Source organism: Pandoraea sp. PE-S2R-1 (assembly GCF_002179865.1).
Taxonomy (GTDB): Bacteria; Pseudomonadota; Gammaproteobacteria; order Burkholderiales; family Burkholderiaceae; genus Pandoraea.
Genome location: NZ_NGUR01000007.1, coordinates 872,870 through 893,733, shown reverse-complemented (window position 1 = coordinate 893,733; position 20,864 = coordinate 872,870). Strand labels below are relative to the sequence as shown.

The window sequence follows — 20,864 nt, the reverse complement described above, 5'->3', positions numbered from 1 at the left end:
AGTTCTAAGCATGCGTGGAACCGCTGTCTCGCCAGCACTGTCGTTGAATAATGTGAATTTTGAGTGACAAACGACAGACTTTCGAGACGGCAAACGTCTTTCCGACAGCGCCCTTGGGTCAGCACATCAAGCCTCGTCCGGGCACATGGACTGGCTTTGATCGCGAGACGGCATCGTGCCGCGCCGTGCCGGGCGACGTTCAGTGCGCACGCCACCGTGCGCTGTACGGCCCGTGCGCATGGCGCAGTAGTCGAGGGTCTGGCGCAGGAGCGTGTCGACCTTGCGCAACGACAGGCCGTAGCGTGCCGCCACCTCTTCGCGGGTGAGGTCGTCGACGCGCAACTCCATGAGTACACGCCGGTGGTGACCCGTCATGTCTTCGAGTGCGCGGGCAAGCGCCGCCAGCTCGGAGCGGGCATCGGCCACGGCTTCCGGGCCGGGCCCGCGATCGGGCAGCACGTCGAAGATATCGTTCTCGTCGGCGACGGAGGCCCACATGCGCCGCCCACGCATCTGGTCGACGGCGAGGTTGTAGGCCATGCGGTAAACGTAGGTTTCGGCACTGCGAACCGCGTCGGGCAGCGTAGCACTGCCCAAACGCACCCAGGCCTCGTGCAGGCTGTCGCTCGCCGCGTCGGAGCAGCCGAGTCGGCGCGACAGACGATTGAGCAGCCGGTCGTAGTTCGACGTCAGGCACTCGCGCAGTTGTGCACCGGCGGGGTTTTCCCGTCCGGATTCGTTGTTGTGGCGAGGCGCTGCTGTCACCTCCGCGACCTCCCCGGCCGCCCCGAGCGGACCTGATATATGCCCGGCACTCATTTCCACGGCAACTTCTCCCGTGGATCGCCTTCTCCCCGCTTGCCTTGCACAAACATTGTGTGCCCCCGATACCGATGAACGTTTCGCTCTGCCATTGACTACGGCTTCAATGACATGACGAATGGCGACGGGTAAATCCGCACACTTTTTTTGTAACGAGGGGGTGACCGGTTGCGGGCGATGGGGCGAAAGTGGACGCTGACGCGAGGCACGGCCCATCCCAGCCTTATCAGACGGTCGTTGGCGCGAATTTCAGGGGCAGCGCTTCCTGATCGGCGACTCGCCGAGCGTCGACGTTGAGGATCGGCGCGCTTGCCTCACATCACTTCGGTCCTCACACCTTCGACGCCGGCGTCTCCATTGCTAACCTTGCTGCGGGATGTTCTGCCAGCGGCACAAACGTCCCAGTTTTGGCGTTGAGCGCGTCGATCCTCCCGGACTCGATGTCATAGACCCAGCCGTGAAGGGCCAGACGTCCTTGAATCTGCGCCAACGCGACCGAAGGATGCGTCTCCAGGTTGTTTAACTGGGCGATGACATTTTCTCGCACCATCGAATCAACGCGAGCTTTTGCGCTTGCATGCACCTTGTGCTCGTTAATCATCCGTGCCGCATCCGTGTAACGAAGCCAATTCGCTACCGCAGGCATATGGTCCAGACAAGCGCACATGGCCACTGCGGTCATCGCGCCGCAATCAGAATGCCCACAGACGACGATATCGGTCACCTTCAACTGGGCGACGGCGTACTCCACCGTAGCGGAGACGCCACCAGGCTCCGGTCCAAAAGACGGAACAATATTTCCCGCATTTCGGATGACAAACAAGTCACCAGGTTCCTGCTGAGTGACTAGCTCTGGAACCATCCTGGAGTCGGAACACGAGATAAAAAGTGTCGATGGGGATTGCTTTGTTGCCAACCGGCGGAAAAGGTCCCGACGCTCTGGGAATACTTCTTTCTGAAAGCGCAGAAACCCGCTGATGATGTCTTGCATTTGCTTCATTTGTTAAGGCGCTAGTTGATGCTGGCGTACGGTGCAATCTTGTAGCCCACGCCTTCCAACGCCGTGCGAACCGCGCTGGCCATACCGATGGCGTTAGGGCTATCGCCATGAACGCACACGGTGTCAATCGCCACTTTCAGGCGCTTGCCGCTTTCCGCGATGATGCAACCCTCGGTCACCATGGCAAGCACATGCTTTGCCGATTGCTCGGGGTCGTGAATGACGGCGCCGGGCAATTTCCGAGACTTGAGCTTGAAGTCGTCGGTGTAAGCACGATCCGCATAAATCTCGGAAATGACACGCAGGTCGCTTTGCATGCCGACTCGCCACAACGTAGTCGCTGCCATGGTCGAAAGGATAAGTTCCGGATTCAACTTGCGAATTGCGTTGATGAAAATCTCCGCCGCATCTTCCTCGTCTGCCACCAGATGCCCCATCGCACCATGCGCTTTCACGTGGGTCAGCCGATGCCCGGCCGCCCTGGCCATCGCATCGGCGGCCCCGATTTGGTAGACAAAATACGCCTCAAGCTCTTTCGGGCTCATGTCCATATGGCGACGACCAAAGCCGACCAGATCGGGATAGCCGGGATGCGCACCAACGGCAACGTTTCGTTCCTTCGCGGCAGCGCACAGCGACGCCATGATTAAGGGGTCACCGGCGTGAAAGCCACACGCCATGTTGGCAGTCGAGGCAATGGACAGCATCGCCAGGTCATCACCAATGGTGTACGACCCGAAGCCCTCACCCATATCTGAATTGATGTCGATAGTCTTCATAGGGCACCTTAATCTTCGAGGTTATCTTGCGCCGTCTCACGCATGGTAAAGAACACAATCAGTGCGCACACTGCCGTTGCCATGACGAAATAGGCGGGCGAAGTCTTGTCGCCGGTCTGCTGAACCAGCCATGTGGAAATGTAGGGCGTCGATGCGCCCCCCAAGATGGCCCCAAGGTTAAAGCCTACGGATACGCCGGTATAACGCACATGCGTTGGGAACAACTCCCCGTACAACGGATAACCGACGGCCTGAACCATGGCGAAAGCAAAGAATTCGAGCAACACCGCAGCAATTGCCAGGTTGAAATCCCCTTGCGAGGTCATCCAAAGCGCCAGCGGTGTGATGACAACGTATGCCACATACCCGGCAATCAGCACGGGACGGCGGCCTACCGAATCGGACAGTCGCCCAAAGAATGGCATCAGGAGCGCGGACAAAATGGGACCGGCCGCCATGAGCCAATACACCATCTGGCTGGGGTAATTCATCACCTTGGTCAGGTGAATGTTGAAATACACGAGACCAAGGTAGGCGCAGGCGTTCTGCGCGGTTGCGATGACCACGACGCGGAACAACGACTTCCCGTGGTTCGAGATGACGTCGCTAAGCGGCGCCTTCTCCGGCGCGTGGCTTTTCTGGGCGCTCTTGAATTTCGGCGATTCTTCAAGATGCTGACGTGCCCACACAGTCAGCAGAATCAGCGGGAAGCAAAGCAGGAACGGAATACGCCAGCCCCACTCACGCATGTCGTCGGCGCCGAGAACGAGGCCGACAATACCGGCCACCAACGCTGCGCTGCCGGTACCGATACCGACGCCCGCCGGGTTGAATGAGCCGAACATACCGCGGCGGTTCGCCGGTGCCACTTCGGCAATATAGGTGACGGCACCGCTGACTTCACCGCCCGCGAAGAAGCCTTGGATCACACGGCACACGAGCAGCAGAATCGGTGCCCAGATACCCGCAGTGGCGTAAGTCGGCAGCAGACCAACGCATGCGCTGGCAGCCCCCATACCCAACACCGTTGTCAGCAGCGTTTTCTTGCGGCCGAAGCGGTCACCCAGCCAGCCAAAAAAGACGCCCCCCAGCGGTCGAACGAAAAACGCGCTGGCGAAGATGCCAAGCGTTCCCAGCAAGGCATCCAGTCCGTCCGTGGTCGGGAAAAAGTGACCGCTCATCATCACGGCCAGCACGCCATAAAGCGCGAAGTCGAAGTACTCGACCGCCGACCCCATGGACGCGATGATCGATACACGCCAGGGCGACAGCTTCTCGCCGCCGGTAACGGTAACGGTGCCAGCGCCGGCGCCGGTGCTTGGCTGCGCCGGCAGTCCTTTTTGAGTTCCTACTGTAGACGTTTCCATTCTTTTCCCTTCATCTCCATATGCCTCTGCGGTCGCTTTTTAAAGCCACCGCCCTCCCCCCTTATTGCCTGTCTACTGCCTGCCGCCGGTCATCAGGAATTACAGGGGCCTGTTGACGACGACGGACATCAACACATCGCCAAATCCGGTCAACGCGCCATCCGGCTTTTTGATTTCTGAAATTTGCCCGGCAAACGGTGCTTCAACCGCGCTCAGGACCTCACCGATTTGCAGAAAGCCGATGATTTCCCCGGTCTCGACCTGACGCCCTGTCACCGCCGATGGGTTGCTATCCAACGGATGCCTGTGCACGAAGCGCCCCGTCGCCTGCGCCGTGAAGCCTGGCATCTGCGCTGCGCCCTCCGGTGTTGGTGCCGGGGTTGCCTGAACGCTCACGACTGGCGCGGCGTCCTTCTTCAGTACGAGACGAATGCTCTGGTCCTTGTAATCGAGTTCCCTCTGATTGGAAGTCGAGAACCAACGCATTAATTCGACGGCGAAATCAACGTTCATTGCTGCACTCCTCGCTTGGTGCGGCTGCCCAGCCACTCTTCAAGGAAATGGATATTGAAGCCGCCGTCGACCACGTCTCCCAGCGCCAAAACTTCCTTATGAAGGCCGATGTTCGTGTCGATGCCGTCAATCACCATCTCATCCAAGGCCTGACGCATACGGGAAATGGCTTGCTCGCGGTCTTTTCCATAAGCAATCAGCTTCGCAACCAGAGAGTCGTAGTTCGGCGGGACCGTATAGCCGGAGAACAAATGCGAATCGACGCGAATACCGGGCCCGCCGGGCGGCAACCACGCTGTCACGGTGCCCGGCGAAGGAACGAAGTTCCATGAGTTCTCGGCGTTGATCCGGCATTCGATGGCATGGCCGGCAAAGACCACATCCTTCTGGTCGATCGACAACGGGAAGCCCATCGCAATCCGGATTTGCTCCGCCACGATATCCACCCCGGTGACCATCTCAGTGACCGGATGCTCGACCTGAACGCGGGTGTTCATCTCGATGAAGAAGAACGCCCCGTCTTCGTAAAGAAATTCAAACGTGCCTGCACCGCGATAGCCGATCTGGCGGCAGGCCTCGACGCAGCGCTCACCAATGGCGGCAATCGCTCGCTCGTGAATCTTCGGTGCAGGCGATTCCTCCAGCACTTTTTGATGGCGTCGCTGCAAAGAACAGTCTCGGGCGCCCAGCCAAATCGCTTTGCCGTAGTTATCCGCCAGCACCTGAATTTCGACGTGACGCGGGTGTTGCAGAAAGCGCTCCATGTAGACCGCGGCGTTATTGAACGACCGTTGCGCCTCTTGTTTGGTTAAGGCAACCGCCTCGACCAGATCGGCTTCATTCGTCACGACCCGCATTCCTTTGCCGCCACCGCCCCCCGCCGCCTTGACGATGAGCGGGTATCCCACCTGCGCACCGATGCCGATGATCTCGGCCGCAGCGTCAGGCAACTCGCCCTCCGAACCGGGAACACACGGGACGCCGGCCTTCATCATGGCCTGCTTGGCGCGCACCTTATCGCCCATGCAGCGAATGGCGCCGGACGTCGGACCAATGAACGTCAGTCCGTTTTTTTCGATGCTTTCGGCAAAATCCGCGTTCTCGGCCAGAAAGCCATACCCGGGATGGATTGCCTGCGCGCCGGTGAGCTTGGCGGCCATCAGAATCTCGTTGGGATTCAGATAACTCGCTTGCGCAGCGGCCGGGCCGATGCAAATCGCCTCGTCAGCCATCGTCACGTGCGGCAACGCTTTGTCGGCCTCTGAATAGACCGCAACGGTCTTGAGTCCGAGATGCTTGGCCGCCCGCTGAATGCGCAACGCAATCTCGCCGCGATTCGCGATGAGCACAGTGTCAAACATTGCCGTTCACCTCGATGACGAATAGCGGCGTGCCAACGCTGACGACACCACTGTCTTCTGCAAGAATTTCTTTGACGGTGCCGGCCCAATCGCAGTCGACCTCGTTGAGCATCTTCATCGCCTCGATCAGGCAGAGCTTCTGGCCAACGTCGACCTTGTCGCCGGTCTTGACGAAGGGCGCATCTCCCGGCGCCGACGCCCGGAAGAAAGTCCCGCTCATCCCGCTCTTTACAGTTCTTGTCGACGCGTCGGTGGCCGCAGGAACGATGGCGGCTGCGGGGGCGGCTGCTGTGGGGGCTGCGACTGTCGCCCCGGCACCTAACGCGTTCTTCTTCAGCCTCAGCGAAAAGTCCGCCGCCTCTATTTCCATTTCGACCAGATGCGTTTTGCTAAAGACCTCAGCAAGCTTCTGAACTTCTTCCAACCGCCGTGACATGCTGGTTTCGGACACGTTATTTCCCTTGATTCAGTCGGGTGCCGCTCAATCGTGGAACGACGCCTCAGACGCGCACCGAGATCAATTCAATGCTGTTCTTCAGTTGATTCATGACCCGGCTTTGCTCCGAGAGCGCCGCCACGGCATCGTCCAACGCCAAGAATTTGAAGCGCAGGCAAACGCCCGCCCGGGCCTGCGCCAAACGCCACAGATCCGACTCGATGACATTCGCGATTTTTGGATATCCGCCGCAGGTATTGCCGTCTGCCAACTGGATAATCGGCTGCCCCGATGGCGGCACCTGAACGGTGCCGGGCACAACGCCGTAGGACAGTAATTCCACCGGCGCTTTCAACTCGAGGCTTTGGCCGCGCAGCCGATAACCCATACGGTTTGATTCCGGCTGAATCGCATACTCAGTGCTGGTGAAAATATCCAGCGCAGACGCCTGAAATAACTCAACCTCGGCCGCCGGCACGCAACGCAACTCAATGACGTTGCTCGACAGACTCGCGAAGTAATCGGTAATCACGCGGGGAGCAACGCCAAAACCACCGGCACGCTGCGGCTTGCGGCGCGCGCTCACCTGAGCATCGCCGATCACGAGCTTGTCGCCCCGCTTGAGCCCTCGCCCGTCGACGCCACCGAAGCCAGCGCGGATATCCGTGGACCGTGAGCCCAGCACCTGCGGCGTGTCGATCCCCCCTGCGACAGCCACATAACTTCTGGCGCCGAACTGGGGCGGCTCGATCGTCAGCACTTCGCCGGCGCGGACCCACTGGCTCCAATACGGCGGAAGCCGTTTGTTCCCCACCAACGCTTTGGTGAAAGCCCCCGTTACAGCGACCAGACGATCCTGTTCGAACTTGAGCTTGAAGGGATAGATGGCGACTTCGATGCCCGCGCAGTCCTCTGCGTTACCGACCATCAGATTCGCAATACCCAACGCCAGCGTATCCATCGCGCCACCGACGCTGACGCCAAGTGGCACGGCGGCCTCACGGCCCTTGTCGACGACGAGATTCAACGCGCCGTTACTCATGACCTCGATCATGCATTTACCTTTCCAACGTTAAAGCGCACAACGTCGCCGGGCGCGAGCAGACAGGGATCGCTCGAATGAGGGTCGAACAGCGTCGTAGCGGTGTGACCGAGCGCGTGCCAGCCGCACGGTCCCGCCATCGGGAAGACCGACGCCTGAACCCCGGCGATAACGACGGATCCCTTCGGGAGACTGACGCGCGGAACGTCGCGGCGCTTCAGGGTCAGCTCAGGCGGAAGCCCAACCATGTAGGCATAGCCGGGCATCGACCCGATGGCCGCGACGATATAGTTGGCTTCGCTGTGCAATCGCACCACGTCGGCAACGCTCATTCCCAGTAGCTCTGCGACAGGTATCAGGTCAGGCCCCGGCGCCCCGCCGTAATCCACCTGGAACTCAACCGTTTTCCCCTTCACACCTCTGGGCGAAGACTGCTCCCAAAGCGCGAGCAACATCTCGCACGCCGCTTTCGGATGCAGCGCCAGCGGGTCAAACTTCAACAAGAGGTTGTTAACGCCAAGAATGACTTGACGCACACCGGCCTCGATATGGGCCTTGCCGCGAAGTGTCGTCGCGAGGTCTAAAAGGCGCTCCTGAATGACGAGGTCGAACGTTCCATTCGACGGGTTCAGCAGTAAGCCACCCACCCCTGCCATCGAAACCGGCACAGCGCCGTTATCCAGACGACTTGTCCATAACGGTCTCGCCATTGCTCCTGTAGTGCTTTGAGGTAACGTCATAGCTTCCAATTTCGATTCACCGGATGCCTTGGCATCCCTTTTTTCTGCTGGCGATCCGCGAATCATAGGTCGCCGAAAATTACAAAAAAAGCGATATTTAACGATCCGTATATATCTAAAATTCGAATATTTCGTTGACGCTTTTTCGCGTATCTTCGGCAGAAACAGGCTTCATTCAGACGGTGCGCCAAGCGGTTCTGCACCCCATTCTCGCAACTTCGAAACGGCAATCAAGGACGACGGATGTTCTCGTTCAAACAGCTTGAAGCGCTTTATTGGATTGGTACGCTTGGCGGCTTCTCACAAGCCGCTCGCAGGCTAAACACCACGCAGTCGGCAATCTCCAAACGCATTCAGGAGCTGGAAGAGACCTTCGACACGCCGCTGTTCGACCGGGAGCTTCGTCAGGCTCGCCTCAATGAAAAAGGCGAAGAGATGATGATGATTGCGCGGCGTCTGCTGGAGCAGCGAGACGACGCCGTGGAGCAATTCAGCAAGCCCGAAGTCATCGAGCGGCGGCTTCGCATCGGGGTCACCGAGCTCACGGCGATGACGTGGCTTCCGAAATTGGTGCAGTCGATCAACCAGCATTACCCACGCGTGGTGATCGAACCCGAGGTCGACGACAGCACGCATTTGATGGAGAAGCTGCTCAACGACGAGATGGATACCATCATCGTCCCCGATGCGTTCGCCGACCACGGCACGATGGCCATGCCGCTTGCCAGCGTGAAAAACGTCTGGGTTGCCAAGCCGGGGCTGGTGACCGATCACAAACGGCCGCTTCGCATACACGAGCTATCGCCGTACACCATCCTGACGCAGGGAAGCAAATCGGGGACAGGGATCATCTACGACCGCTGGATTCGCTCTCACTCTCAATTCCCGAATCGCTCCATGAGCTGCACAAGCATGGTGGCGCTCGTCGGTCTGACCGCTGCCGGCATGGGGATCAGTTACCTTCCCTATCTCCCGTTCAGCTCGCTCATCGATAACGGGGTACTCGAGATTGTAGAAACGACCCCAAAGCTGCCCGACGTCACCTACGTCGCGCTATATCGGGCAGAACGTAAGAGCAGCTTCATTTCCTCGGTCTTGCGGCTTGTGCAGGAGTGCTGCGACTTTTCGAATGCCTTCCAAGGGCAGCTCACTACACAGAGAGTCCGCAGCTAACGCGAGAAAGGTGTGCATTTGCCCATAGGCCGGATAGCGGCGCGCGACTATTCTTGCTTTCCATCGAAATCGCATTCTTCAATTGAAAGCTCAAGCCGTGAAAGTCGTCATCGCACCTGATTCGTTCAAGGAAAGTCTTAGCGCCGCCGAAGCCGCCAACGCCATTCGCGCCGGCTTCTCGGCAATCTTTCCTCATGCAGAGTTTGTCTTGGTGCCGATTGCGGATGGGGGCGAAGGCACAGTTGCCGCGCTGGTCCGGGCACTGGGTGGCGAATACCGGCTCGAACGCGTGTCCGATCCGCTGGGCCGTCCGGTCGATGCGCAGTACGGTGTCACGCCAGACGGCGTTGCCCTGATCGAAGTTGCGGCAGCCAGCGGCTTGGCGCTCTTGACGCCTGCCGAGCGAAATCCTCTTATTACGTCTAGCCGTGGAACCGGCGAACTGATACTGGCTGCCCTCGATGCCGGCTTACGCCGCTTTGCCATCGGACTGGGCGGCAGTGCGACCAACGATGCCGGCCAAGGCATTCTCTGTGCGCTGGGCGCTCGTCTGCTCGATGGAAATGGCCAGGACGTTGCGCCGGGTGGCGCAAGTCTGCGCACCGTAACGCGTATCGATGTTTCCCGATTGGATAAACGCCTGCTTGAGTGCGTTATCGAACTGGCGTGCGACGTGGACAATCCGCTTTGCGGCGAGACCGGTGCATCGGCCATCTTCGGCCCTCAGAAAGGGGCGACATCTGACCACGTCTCCGTGCTGGACGACGCACTCAACCACTTTACCAAGGTGCTGGAACGGGACCTTGGTGTGCCGCCCGGACTTGCCGCAATGCCCGGTGGCGGTGCCGCCGGCGGCATTGGCGCGACCCTGCATGCCGTATTCGGCGCACATGTGCGGGCCGGTGCCGACATCATCGCAGAGGCCTCTCGTCTGGAAGATGCCATCGATGGCGCCTCACTGGTCATTACCGGTGAAGGCCGAGTCGACAGCCAGACCGTTCGCGGCAAAGCGCCCGCCGCGGTGGCACGCATCGCCCGCCAAAAGTGCGTTCCGGTAATCGCGCTGGGCGGCTCAGTCGGCGCGTTAGGCAGCGACGATGAGCTTCTGTACGGCGCCGGCATTCATGCGGTCTTCGGGGCGGTACGCGCGCCCTGCACTGTCGAGAACGCATTGCGCCACGCCCATCAAAACCTGCAAGCCAGCGCCCGAAATATCGCGGCGGCAATCCGCATTGGTCAGACGTTTGCCTGAGCCATAGGCCGAGCCCTTCATGAGACGTCGAATTGATAGCCGGCTTGCAGAGCAAATTGTCGCTGAGGCCACCCGCGTGCTGCCGTTCGACGTCAACGTGATGGATGAAACCGGCTCAATTCTTGCGAGTTCCGACTTGAGTCGGATCGGTTCGTTGCACCGCGGGGCGCAAATTGCTCTGAGCAACGGCTGCGATTGGGAAGTCGACACGGCGATGGCCGCGCGCACACCAAAGGTGAAGCCCGGCGTCAATATGCCGCTTCTCGTGAATGGCGAGGTCTGGGGCGCCATCGGGCTGACAGGAGACCCTGACGAGGTTCGCCACTACGGCAAGCTGATGCAGGTGCTTGCACAGATGATTCTCGAGCGGGAAACGCTAACCGTCGAACTCCGTCGAAACCACCGGCACCGCGAGGATCTGGTGCTTCAACTCATCAACGCTCAACAGACGTTCACCACGACGGAACTGGAGAACGCAGCCAATCGGTTCGGCGTCGATACGACGGCATTCTGGTTTGTCATCGTCTGCGAATTCGCGACCCCGCAAGCGCCGCTGAGCGACGTGATCGACGCCGCCGCCAATGCGCAATCGATATTGAACCAACGCGCCCCGGACTGTCTGTCGGCGCGGGTTTCACAGCGAGAGCTCGTCATTCTGGACAGCACAAGCGCCGCGTCGGTCGACCCGCGTCATGTCGCGGATCTCGCCAAGGCGCGACTCGTCGCCATCGAGAATCTCCTCGACTCGGCGTGCAAACTGCCATTCAAAGTCGCGATTGGCGTTGGGTTGACAGGCATTTCAGCGTTCAATCATTCGTGGAAGAGCGCACGGGCGACGCTTAAGGCAGGCACGGCACGCGCAACCGATGCACGCGAACGGTGTTTCTCGTTTTACGACCACCGGCTGTTTTCCGCGTTGTCGTCGTGGGCGGACACGTGGCAGGCCAAGGAGCTTCTCAGACCGCTTGCGCAGCTCAAAGCGCGCGACCGAGCGGGCGGCGAACTGCTGGAAACGCTGAAAATCTGGTATCGCAACGCGCGCCAGAACAACGAATCGGCTGCGGAACTGGGTATCCACAGGAATACGCTCGACAAGCGTCTGCGGCGAATCGAGGAACTGAGCGGCCTGACCCTTTCCCGCACAGAGGACTACATCCTGCTGTACATCGCCTTGCAGCTCGATTGCCTCTAGATCGTCCATCACGGCTTCAAAGCGCTGTTGGGGCAGCGCTCTCACCAACCAACCTCCGGGCTTTTACTCTCATGGCAAACTCCACCTCCAGCAAACCTAACGTCCGCGCCTGCGCGCCCGAGGCCGTCGCGTCCGACAACGAGACCATTCGCATCAGAGCGAACGACGAACCGCTCAAGGAAGATATTCGGCTTCTGGGCAGGTTGCTGGGCGAGGTCGTACTCGAACAAGAAGGTCAGCAAGTCTTCGATGTCGTCGAGAACATCCGCCAGACGGCCGTGCGATTCCGTCGCGAGTCTGACCCAATTGCTGGCGATGCGCTCGACAAGCTACTCAAGCAACTGACCCGCGAGCAGACGAACGCCGTCGTGAGAGCCTTTTCGTATTTCTCTCATTTGGCCAATATCGCCGAGGACCAGCATCACAACCGCCAGCGCCGTGCTCACCTCCTCGCGAATCCCGATGCCCAGCCGGGCAGCGTGGCACATGCGCTGTCGCGGCTCGACGAGGCGGGCGTATCTGGCGCACAAGTCCGGAAGTTCTTACAAGAATCGCTCATCTCCCCAGTGCTGACCGCGCACCCCACGGAAGTGCAGCGCAAGAGTATTTTGGATGCAGAACGCGAAATCGCTCGCTTGGTCGCCGCGCGCGACATGCCGATGACGCCCGGCGAACTACGCCGCAACACCGAGCGCCTGCGCGCCCGCATTGCGACGCTCTGGCAGACCCGGATGCTCCGTTTCACGAAGCTGACGGTGGCGGACGAAATTGAGAATGCGCTTTCGTACTATCGCATTACCTTTCTGAGCGAGCTGCCCGCACTCTACGACGACGTCGCGGCGGAAATTGAGACTCAGTTTCCATCCAACGGTAAAGCCCAGAATCCCTCTACAGATCCCGCTTCGTATTTGCAGATGGGCAGTTGGATTGGCGGCGACCGGGACGGCAATCCGAACGTCAACGCCGGCACCATGCGACATGCGCTGGCACGTCAGTCGGCCACCCTCTTCGAGTATTACCTAGAGGAAATCCATGCGCTGGGGGCCGAACTCCCCATTTCCAGCCTGATGGTCGACGCGAGTCCTGACGTGCTGGCGCTGGCAGCGCAATCACCCGACCGCTCCGAGCACCGCGCTGATGAGCCCTATCGCCGTGCGTTGATCGGCATCTACGCTCGATTGGCCGCCACGGCACGCCTGCTCGGTGCCCACGACATTCTTCGTCAGGAAATCGGTGCGGCGGCGCCCTACGACACCTCGGAAGCCTTCACCGGCGACCTGAACATTCTGGGGACGTCGCTGCTTGCCAATCACGGTGCCGCACTGGTCAAGCCGCGCCTTGCTTCGCTCAAGCGCGCATCGGAGATTTTTGGTTTCCATCTGGCGACGCTGGATATGCGCCAGAGCTCGGATGTCCACGAGCGCGTTTTGGGGGAGCTGTTATCCAAGGCAGAGGTCGAGAACGACTATGCCAGTCTGACCGAAGTCGGCAAGATCGATCTGCTGCTCTCGGAGTTGGCGAAGCCCCGATTATTGTTCTCGCCCTTCGTGGAATACACGGACGAAACCCATTCGGAGCTGGGTGTCCTGCATGCGGCGCGGGAGATTCGGCGTCGCTATGGCAAGCGCGCCATTCGTAACTACATCATCTCGCATACCGAGACGCTATCGGACCTCCTCGAAGTCCTTCTGCTCCAGAAAGAAACCGGGTTGCTTCACACCGATGGCCATCGGTTGCAGGAACTTGAGCTGATGGTCGTCCCACTGTTCGAGACCATTCCGGATCTCCGCTGCGCCGCAACGATCATGCGCCAGTGGCTGACGCTTGCGCAAGTGGCGCCGCTCATCGCAAAACAAGGCCAGTTGCAAGAGGTGATGCTGGGATACTCCGACTCGAACAAGGACGGTGGCTTCCTGACATCCAATTGGGAGCTGTATAAGGCCGAAAACGAACTGGTTGTCTTGTTCAATGAAGCCGGCGTGACGCTTCGCCTCTTCCACGGCCGCGGCGGCACTGTCGGCCGTGGTGGCGGCCCCAGCTATCAAGCCATCCTGGCCCAGCCTTCGGGCACCGTGAACGGCCAGATTCGCGTGACGGAGCAGGGGGAAATCATCGCGTCCAAATTCTCCAACCCGGACATTGGCCGCCGGAATCTGGCGCTGCTGGTGTCGGCCACGCTGGAAGCCAGCCTGATGCCGGTGCCTCAGGACAGCCCAAAAGCACAAGCCGTCGCACGCTACGAAGCCGTGATGGATGAACTCTCGCAGCGGGCCTATCGCACCTACCGGAACCTTGTTTACGACACCCCGGGATTTACCGACTATTTCTTCGCCTCGACCCCGATCGCCGAAATCGCGCAGTTGAATATCGGCTCCCGCCCCGCTTCGCGAAAGGCGTCTCGTCGCATCGAAGACCTGCGCGCCATTCCGTGGGGATTCTCGTGGGGGCAGTGCCGACTGCTACTCCCCGGCTGGTATGGCTTCGGAAGCGCCGTCTCGGAATGGCTTGAGGATTCGACAGACGCAAAGGACAAACAAGAGCGTCTGGAAACGTTACGCTCGATGAGCAAGGACTGGCCGTTCTTCGACGCCCTTCTGTCCAATATGGACATGGTGCTGGCAAAGACCGACCTCGCCGTCGCGTCGCGCTATGCCGGGTTGGTACCGGACCACAAACTCCGCACCGCGATCTTTGCGCGCTTCTCCGACGAACACGAGCGGACTTGCGACATGTTGGCGGCCATCACGGGCAACGTGGAAAGGCTCGCGGCCGACCCCGCGCTCGCGCGGTCGATCAAGAACCGTTTTGCCTATCTGGACCCGCTGAATCACCTTCAGGTCGAACTGCTCAAACGCCACCGGGCTGGCCTGGCTGCGGGAGAAACGCCGGAGGAACGTGTGCAACGCGGCATACATCTCACCATTAACGGGGTCGCTGCTGGTTTGCGTAATAGCGGATAAGCGAACAAGTCCCGGAGTTGCTCTGCGGGACAAAAAAAGGCCGCGACATGATCATGTCGCGGCCCTTTTTGATATTGGTGAGCAGAGGTACCCAAGCCCGCCCTGCTCACATAACGACGAAGTGACAGTTGGTTAGCGCAGGCTCGCGCAAAAACGTTGAACGCGGGTGCAAGCATCACGCAAGCGTTCGGTGTCGTCGGCGTACGAAAGCCGGAAGCTCGGTCCAAGACCGAATGCCGTGCCGTGCACCAGCGCCACCCCCTCGGACTGGAGCAACTCGGAGACGAAGTCCTCGTCGTTCTCGATGCGCTTACCGCTTTCGGTGCGCTTGCCGACCAGCCGGGCAAGCGAAGGGAAAACGTAGAACGCACCGTCAGGTGTCGGGCAGTCCAGCCCCTCGGCGTCATTCAACATCGATACGACCATATTGCGACGCGCCTGAAAGACTTCCCGGCTGTTGTGAATGTAGTCCTGCGGACCATTCAACGCCTCGACGGCCGCCCACTGCGACACCGACGACGCACCGGAGGTCGTCTGCCCCTGAATTTTCTCCATGGCCTTGATGAGCGCAACCGGGCCGGCGGCATAGCCGATCCGCCATCCTGTCATGGCATAGGCTTTGGACACCCCGTTCATCGTGAGCGTGCGCTCGTATAGCTCGGGGGCGACTTGCGCCGGTGTCGTGTACTTGAAGCCGTCGTAGACCAGATGCTCGTAGATGTCGTCGGTCAGAACCCAAACGTGCGGATGACGCTTCACAACCTCCATGAGCGCCTTCAACTCGTCCTCGGTGTAGGCCGCACCACTCGGGTTGGAGGGCGAGTTGAACAGCAGCCATTTCGTGCGCGGCGTAATGGCTTTCTCCAAATCGTCCGGGCGCAACTTGAAATTGCTTTCGAGGGACGCCGTCACAAACACGGGCGTGCCACCGCACAGTGACACCAGTTCCGGGTAGGACACCCAGTAAGGCGCAGGGATGATGACCTCATCCCCCGGATTGACGGTCGCCATCAGGGCGTTGGCAATGACCTGCTTGCCGCCACTGGAAACCATCGTTTGCGAAACGTTGTAGTCCAGATTATTTTCACGCTTGAACTTGGCGACGATCGCCTCGCGAAGCTCAGTGATGCCCAGAACGGCCGTGTACTTGGTTTCGCCGCGGCGAATTGCCTCGTAGGCCGCCTGCTTGATGTTGTCCGGCGTGTCGAAGTCCGGCTGACCAGCGCTCAGGGCAATGATGTTTCGTCCTTGAGCGGCCAAATCACGTGCTTTATCGGAGATCGCAATGGTCGCAGAAGGCTTGATACGGGACAGAGAGTCGGAGATAAATGCCATGATGGAAAAAGGAATTTCTGGTGAATGTTTGTTAGCCCTGCCCGACAACGTTCCTCGGCTCGCCCCGGACGAACGCTTCGATGTTGTCGACCAGTTGGTCCGTCAATCCCTGAACGGCTTCATCGCTCGCCCAGGCAACGTGGGGCGTCAGGATGAAATTGCTTCGATTCACAAGCGCCATGAACGGATGGTCTTGCGGTGGTGGCTCGGCCATGACGACGTCGAAGCCCGCGCCCGAAATCTGACCGGCATCCAGTGCCGGCCCCACAGCAGCCTCATCGACCAAGCCGCCTCTCGCCGTGTTGATCAACAGTGGGCGACGCTTCATCAGCCCGAACTCCGGCGCACCGATCATGTGGCGGGTCTCTGCCGTCAACGGGCAGTGCAAGGTCAGAATGTCGGCTTCCGCCAACGCCTTCTCGAACGGCACATACAGTGAGCCTTGATTCGAAAAGCCCTTGTAGCCAGCGTAGATAACCCGCATCCCCAGCGCGCGGCCCAAGTTCGCCACCGCCTGCCCGAGGACACCGTCACCGATGACGCCGAGTGTCGAACCCGCCAGATCCTTGATGGGGAAATCGAAGAAGCAGAACTGACCTGATGCCTGCCAACGACCGGCGCGCACAGCATCCTGATACGCACAGATGCTGCGCCGCAAAGCAAAAATCAGCGCGAAGGTATGCTCGGGAACCGTGTTGACGGCGTAGTTTCGGATATTGCTGACGACGATGTCCTGTGCCTTACAGGCGGCAACATCCACGTTGTCGTAGCCCGTGGCGGCGATGGCCACCATGCGGAGCTTCTTAGCGCCTGCAACGACTTCTCGGGGCAGCTTCACCTTGTTCAGCACCACGATGTCGGCATCGGCAATACGCGACGCGACTTGCTCCGGACGGGTCTGATCGTAGGTGATCAGTTCGTGCGGAAACGCCGGCGCCCGGAAGACCGTTTGCGGGGACAGCGTACCGCGGTCCAAAAACACAATCTTCATGCGGTTAGCCCTTGTAGCCCAGACGCGCGAGCGCCGCGTCGATCCAAGTGGTGTCGAGCGTCCCGTCATCGATTTCTTTAAACGTCACCTTCTCAAGCGCCGACTTCTTACGCGCCGCTTCCAGAATTTCTTCGGCAGCTTCCACCGGAATACTCAGCAGGCCGTCGGCATCGCCCAGAATCAAATCACCGGAATTCACCACCATGCCATTCAAGGAAATCGGCACGTTGATTTCGCCCGGGCCGTCCTTATACGGGCCACGGTGAGTGACACCGGCCGCGTACACAGGGAACCGCCCGGCTTTGATGGCATCGACATCGCGAATGGCGCCATTGATCACGAAGCCGGCGATACCGCGCTTGATCGCGGTCGTGACCATCAATTCGCCAATCAACGCGTTAGAGAGTTCGCCGCCACCGTCCACCACGATGACGTCGCCCGGCTTGGCGAGATGCAGCGCCTTGTGAATCATCAGGTTGTCACCCGGGCGAACTTTCACGGTGAATGCCGGGCCGGCCAGTGCAGTGCCGTCGTGATACGGGCGCAGGCCAGCGCCGCCGGCGCTCATGCGCCACATGCAATCGCTGATGTTCGCCACGGGAACCGAGCGGAAGCCTTCAACCAAGGACGGGGAGATTTGACGCTTACGCTCCAGAATCTGAAGACCAATCATTTTGTGCTTTCCTAAAATAGATAAACAAACGTGCCAGTTGATGCACTACGACCGAATGGTCGAACCAAGGAGAACAGCGCCGCGCAGTCTGCTGACTGCGTGATTTCGCTGAGGTCTCCTTTTTGTGGTTTGTTGTCACTCTAGGACATGCGAAAATGTAGAAAAAGCGAAATTAATCGCTAATTTATGTTCACTGAATTCGATGAATAGAATGACCCTCAAACAGCTGGAAGCCTTTTACTGGGCAGCCACCTGCGAAAGCTTTGCGATTGCAGCCGACAAGCTGCATATTTCTCAATCCTCGCTCTCCAAGCGGCTGGTCGAGCTGGAGACGGGTATCGGGCAGACGTTGTTCAACCGGGATGCACGGCGGGCGTCTCTCACCGCCGATGGGCGGACACTTCTGCCCAAAGCCCGTGCGCTGCTCAGCCACGCGGAAGAGGTTGCGGCGTCCATCGGCGCGTCAGGTACCATTCGAGGCCGTTTTCGACTGGGTGTCGGTGAAATCACGGCCTCCTCTTGGATGCCGAAGTTGGTCTCTACGCTCAAGGAGAGGCACCCGCAATTGAAGCTCGAGCCCTATGTGGGATTGGGACTGGAGCTTGAAGCCAAATTGCTGAGCGGGAAGCTCGATGCGGCCATCGTTGCCCGGCCGTCGACCAGCCCCGCACTGGATTCCGTGCTGCTGGCGAAGGCCGAGTATGTGTGGGTCGCGGGACGAGAAACGATTCGACCGGGTCAGACCGCAGAAGATATGGTCGCCGACATGCCGGTCATTACCATGTCGCAGCAAGCCGGTTCCACGCTCATCTTCGATGCATGGAGAAAGGAATCCGGCGCGACCGTCTGCGAGATTATCGAGTCGAACAGCATGGCCACGATGGCCGGTCTGGTCTCTGCGGGGATAGGCATCGGATATCTGCCTAGCGGTTGGTTACGCCCCATGCTTCGGCGCGGCACGCTCGTGGTCGTACCGACAAAAACACCCCTTCAGCCGGTCGATTACCGTTTCTACTGGCGGGGGGACGACTCCCGCGCTGTCACCTCTACCCTCAGGGAAGTCGCATTGGAAGTCGTCGATTACGACGAATCTCTGCTGATGCTTTGATGTGTTAACCGGCTACGCAGCGAGAAACGCGTCCAACGCGCGCTCCAGCTCGGTCAGGTTATCAACGACAGCAGCAGCGCCGACGAAGGGAAAATCGTGCAGGAGCTCGCTTCTGATGACGATGCACGTCAGGCCCGCCGCGCAGGCGGCCGCTAAACCTCGCGGGGAGTCTTCGACCACGACACACCTGTCACTTGTCAATTGCAGCGCGTCCAGCGCCTTCAGATAGCAGTCGGGCGCCGGCTTCGGCTGGCCCGACGTCTCGCGCGTGAATATCGCCTCGAAGTGTTCGAAAAAGGCGTCTTGCCCGTGCGCCAACGCCAGATGGTCACGGAACGATGCCGTAACGATGGCCATGCGCGCCCGCCCTTTCATCCGCGTCAGCAACGGCACGAGGCCGGGACGGGTCAGGCCATTGGCTGTGGACAGCGCTATGCTGTAGCGGCGGTTACGCTCGATGCGAAGCCTCGCTAACTCAGGCGCCGGATACCCCCTGTCGCTAAGCACATGCCATGCCCCGAGATTGGCAACCAGAAACCAGTCGACATAGCGCTCGCGCGTCAAATCCACACCATGCTCGGCGAGGACATCGCGATTGACTTCGTAAAACAGACGCTCGGTGTCCGACAAGACACCGTCGTTGTCCCAGAGAATGGCTTTGGATAAAAGCGTTGAGGGAGATGGCATATGCGCGTCCGGTGCGAACGAGGCAACCGTTCAGAAAGATCACCCACCGGCCGAATGAAGACGACGAACGCTACATGCCTCGTCCGGGAAGCATGCCCTCGACCGCTTCCGCGATCGTTAGCAGCGCCTTATCATTTCCACGAGGTCCCATCAACGTGATGCCAACGGGCAGCCTTTCGCGGCGATCGGCAGGCAGCGAAATGGCACAACGATCGAGCACGTTGGCCACCCGTGAATTGCGCATCAGAAGCATGTTGTAGCGGCTGTAGCCCTCGTCATCGGCAACCGCACTGATGAGCGGCGGCAGTATTGGGCATGTGGGCATCAGCAGCGCATCCCAATCACGTGTGCCCCGGTCCGCGCTTTCGACAAGCGACGCCCGCAGCGCGAGTCTGTCGATCATGTCGGCGGCGGAAAGCACACCGCCCTGCTCGATTCGCGAGTAGGCACGCGCTGAAATCAGCGACCTCCTCAGTGATCCACGAGACCGCAGCCACGCGTAGATCTCTGCCATCGAGAAGCCCCCGCCTCGATACACCTCGGGGATCTGGTCAAGCGCAGGCAGCTCGATATCCTGCAACACCGCGCCGTGCGCCGACAAGACACTCAGCGTCTGTTCGAAGGCAGCGGCTACCGCCGGGTCGAGGTCGGCTAAGACGTAGTTTTTCGGCACCGCAAACCTAAACCCTTTGACCCGGCGAGGCTGGGAATTCGGCGGATACATGGAGGCATTCTGCGCGATCACCTCGTAGACCATTCGACATCGCTTGACGGACTTTGCCATCACGCCTACCGAGTCGAGATGTTGCGAGAGCGGGAGAACCCCTTCACGCGAAATCTGCGACGCGGTGGGTTTGAAGCCGACAATTCCGCATAGTGCTGCGGGAAGTTGTACCGACCCACCGGTGTCGGTTCCGAGTGCCGCGCAGGCCGCACCGACAGCCACCGACACCGCCGCCCCGCACGAAGACCCGCCGGGTACGCGCTCGGGATCGAGTGGATTCGGAAGTCGCTGCGTGCCCTCGATGAGCCCGACCGACGACAAGGCAAGTTCCGACATCGCCGTTTTGCCAAGGATGATGGCGCCCGCCGCGCGCAGGCGCCTCACCACGTCCGCATCCGTCGCGGCTGGAGACGCCGTTGCCATCACGGCTGGGGACCCCGCCGCAGTGGGCTCGCCCGCCACGTCCATGTTGTCCTTGATCGTCACGGGCAGGCCGGCCAACGTCGGCAGCCATTCGGTACCGCCTGATGCGCAACGTCCATCCATGGCGGCCGCTTGCACGATTGCCGCCTCGCGATAGATTTGTGTGAACGCTGCGCCATGCCTCGCCGCAGCATCCAGCGTCGAATCGACGAGTGCACTGAAGCGATTCCGGGTGTCTGTGCCGTTCATAGCACTCTCTCGATTTTCGAACGAAGGTTTTGTGTCA

The 20,864-nt window shown here is 59.9% G+C and carries 19 protein-coding genes; 5 read left to right on the top strand and 14 right to left on the bottom strand.

Going from position 1 to position 20,864, the window contains the following annotated elements; genetic code table 11:
* Positions 1-126 precede the first annotated feature (126 nt).
* From CDV44_RS06615 to pxpB, 9 genes are all read right to left on the bottom strand, one after another.
* Entirely contained in the window at positions 127-765 is a 639-nt protein-coding gene (locus CDV44_RS06615) for an RNA polymerase sigma factor (protein WP_170935867.1), read from the bottom strand.
* 388 nt (positions 766-1,153) lie between these two features.
* The gene (locus CDV44_RS06610) at positions 1,154-1,813 is read right to left on the bottom strand and encodes a carbonic anhydrase (RefSeq protein ID WP_087687288.1); all 660 of its coding nucleotides are present in this window, start codon (positions 1,811-1,813) and stop codon (positions 1,154-1,156) included.
* A gap of 20 nt (positions 1,814-1,833) precedes the next feature.
* A complete protein-coding gene (locus CDV44_RS06605; RefSeq protein ID WP_087687162.1) occupies positions 1,834-2,601 on the bottom strand; it encodes a LamB/YcsF family protein in 768 nt (255 codons plus the stop codon).
* An 8-nt stretch (positions 2,602-2,609) separates the two neighbouring features.
* Entirely contained in the window at positions 2,610-3,968 is a 1,359-nt protein-coding gene (locus CDV44_RS06600) for an MFS transporter (RefSeq protein ID WP_087687160.1), read from the bottom strand.
* Between the two features lie 99 nt (positions 3,969-4,067).
* Entirely contained in the window at positions 4,068-4,481 is a 414-nt protein-coding gene (locus CDV44_RS06595) for a biotin/lipoyl-containing protein (protein WP_087687158.1), read from the bottom strand.
* On the bottom strand, positions 4,478-5,842 hold the full coding sequence (accC, locus tag CDV44_RS06590; RefSeq protein WP_087687153.1) for an acetyl-CoA carboxylase biotin carboxylase subunit: 1,365 nt from the start codon (positions 5,840-5,842) through the stop codon (positions 4,478-4,480). The genes CDV44_RS06595 and accC overlap by 4 nt, the downstream gene beginning before the upstream one ends.
* Positions 5,835-6,293, bottom strand: a complete 459-nt coding sequence (accB, locus tag CDV44_RS06585) for an acetyl-CoA carboxylase biotin carboxyl carrier protein (RefSeq protein WP_249277417.1) — start codon at positions 6,291-6,293, stop codon at positions 5,835-5,837. The genes accC and accB overlap by 8 nt, the downstream gene beginning before the upstream one ends.
* A 49-nt stretch (positions 6,294-6,342) precedes the next feature.
* Positions 6,343-7,320 (bottom strand): biotin-dependent carboxyltransferase family protein, encoded by a 978-nt coding sequence (locus CDV44_RS06580; RefSeq protein WP_249277428.1) that lies wholly within the window; start codon positions 7,318-7,320, stop codon positions 6,343-6,345.
* An 8-nt stretch (positions 7,321-7,328) separates the two neighbouring features.
* Positions 7,329-8,060, bottom strand: coding sequence for a 5-oxoprolinase subunit PxpB (pxpB, locus tag CDV44_RS06575; protein WP_170935866.1), 732 nt, complete (start codon positions 8,058-8,060; stop codon positions 7,329-7,331).
* A gap of 243 nt (positions 8,061-8,303) precedes the next feature.
* On the opposite strand from pxpB, the gene CDV44_RS06570 reads away from it, so the two are divergent.
* From CDV44_RS06570 to ppc, 4 genes are all read left to right on the top strand, one after another.
* Positions 8,304-9,233 carry a LysR family transcriptional regulator gene (locus tag CDV44_RS06570; RefSeq protein WP_087687149.1) on the top strand — a complete coding sequence of 310 codons (930 nt, stop codon included), beginning with the start codon at positions 8,304-8,306 and terminating at the stop codon, positions 9,231-9,233.
* A 97-nt stretch (positions 9,234-9,330) separates the two neighbouring features.
* The gene (locus CDV44_RS06565; protein ID WP_087687286.1) at positions 9,331-10,485 is read left to right on the top strand and encodes a glycerate kinase; all 1,155 of its coding nucleotides are present in this window, start codon (positions 9,331-9,333) and stop codon (positions 10,483-10,485) included.
* Positions 10,486-10,504: 19 nt separating this feature from the next.
* Complete coding sequence (locus CDV44_RS06560) at positions 10,505-11,677, top strand: sugar diacid recognition domain-containing protein (protein WP_087687148.1); 1,173 nt, start codon at positions 10,505-10,507, stop codon at positions 11,675-11,677.
* Between the two features lie 71 nt (positions 11,678-11,748).
* A complete protein-coding gene (ppc, locus tag CDV44_RS06555) occupies positions 11,749-14,637 on the top strand; it encodes a phosphoenolpyruvate carboxylase (protein WP_087687147.1) in 2,889 nt (962 codons plus the stop codon).
* Between the two features lie 132 nt (positions 14,638-14,769).
* Here ppc and CDV44_RS06550 read toward each other — a convergent pair whose 3' ends face one another.
* The 3 genes from CDV44_RS06550 to CDV44_RS06540 are packed head-to-tail and all read right to left on the bottom strand — an operon-like array spanning position 14,770 to position 17,636.
* Positions 14,770-15,972 (bottom strand): pyridoxal phosphate-dependent aminotransferase, encoded by a 1,203-nt coding sequence (locus CDV44_RS06550; protein ID WP_087687146.1) that lies wholly within the window; start codon positions 15,970-15,972, stop codon positions 14,770-14,772.
* Between the two features lie 31 nt (positions 15,973-16,003).
* Entirely contained in the window at positions 16,004-16,963 is a 960-nt protein-coding gene (locus CDV44_RS06545; protein ID WP_087687145.1) for a D-2-hydroxyacid dehydrogenase, read from the bottom strand.
* 4 nt (positions 16,964-16,967) lie between these two features.
* On the bottom strand, positions 16,968-17,636 hold the full coding sequence (locus tag CDV44_RS06540) for an RraA family protein (RefSeq protein WP_087687144.1): 669 nt from the start codon (positions 17,634-17,636) through the stop codon (positions 16,968-16,970).
* Between the two features lie 211 nt (positions 17,637-17,847).
* Between CDV44_RS06540 and CDV44_RS06535 the strand changes: the two genes are divergently transcribed.
* Complete coding sequence (locus CDV44_RS06535) at positions 17,848-18,744, top strand: LysR family transcriptional regulator (protein ID WP_170935865.1); 897 nt, start codon at positions 17,848-17,850, stop codon at positions 18,742-18,744.
* A 12-nt stretch (positions 18,745-18,756) separates the two neighbouring features.
* Here CDV44_RS06535 and CDV44_RS06530 read toward each other — a convergent pair whose 3' ends face one another.
* Together CDV44_RS06530 and CDV44_RS06525 are read right to left on the bottom strand one after the other, a co-directional pair.
* Positions 18,757-19,431 carry an HAD family phosphatase gene (locus CDV44_RS06530; protein WP_087687142.1) on the bottom strand — a complete coding sequence of 225 codons (675 nt, stop codon included), beginning with the start codon at positions 19,429-19,431 and terminating at the stop codon, positions 18,757-18,759.
* A 70-nt stretch (positions 19,432-19,501) separates the two neighbouring features.
* Positions 19,502-20,827, bottom strand: a complete 1,326-nt coding sequence (locus CDV44_RS06525) for an amidase family protein (protein ID WP_087687141.1) — start codon at positions 20,825-20,827, stop codon at positions 19,502-19,504.
* Positions 20,828-20,864 lie beyond the last annotated feature (37 nt).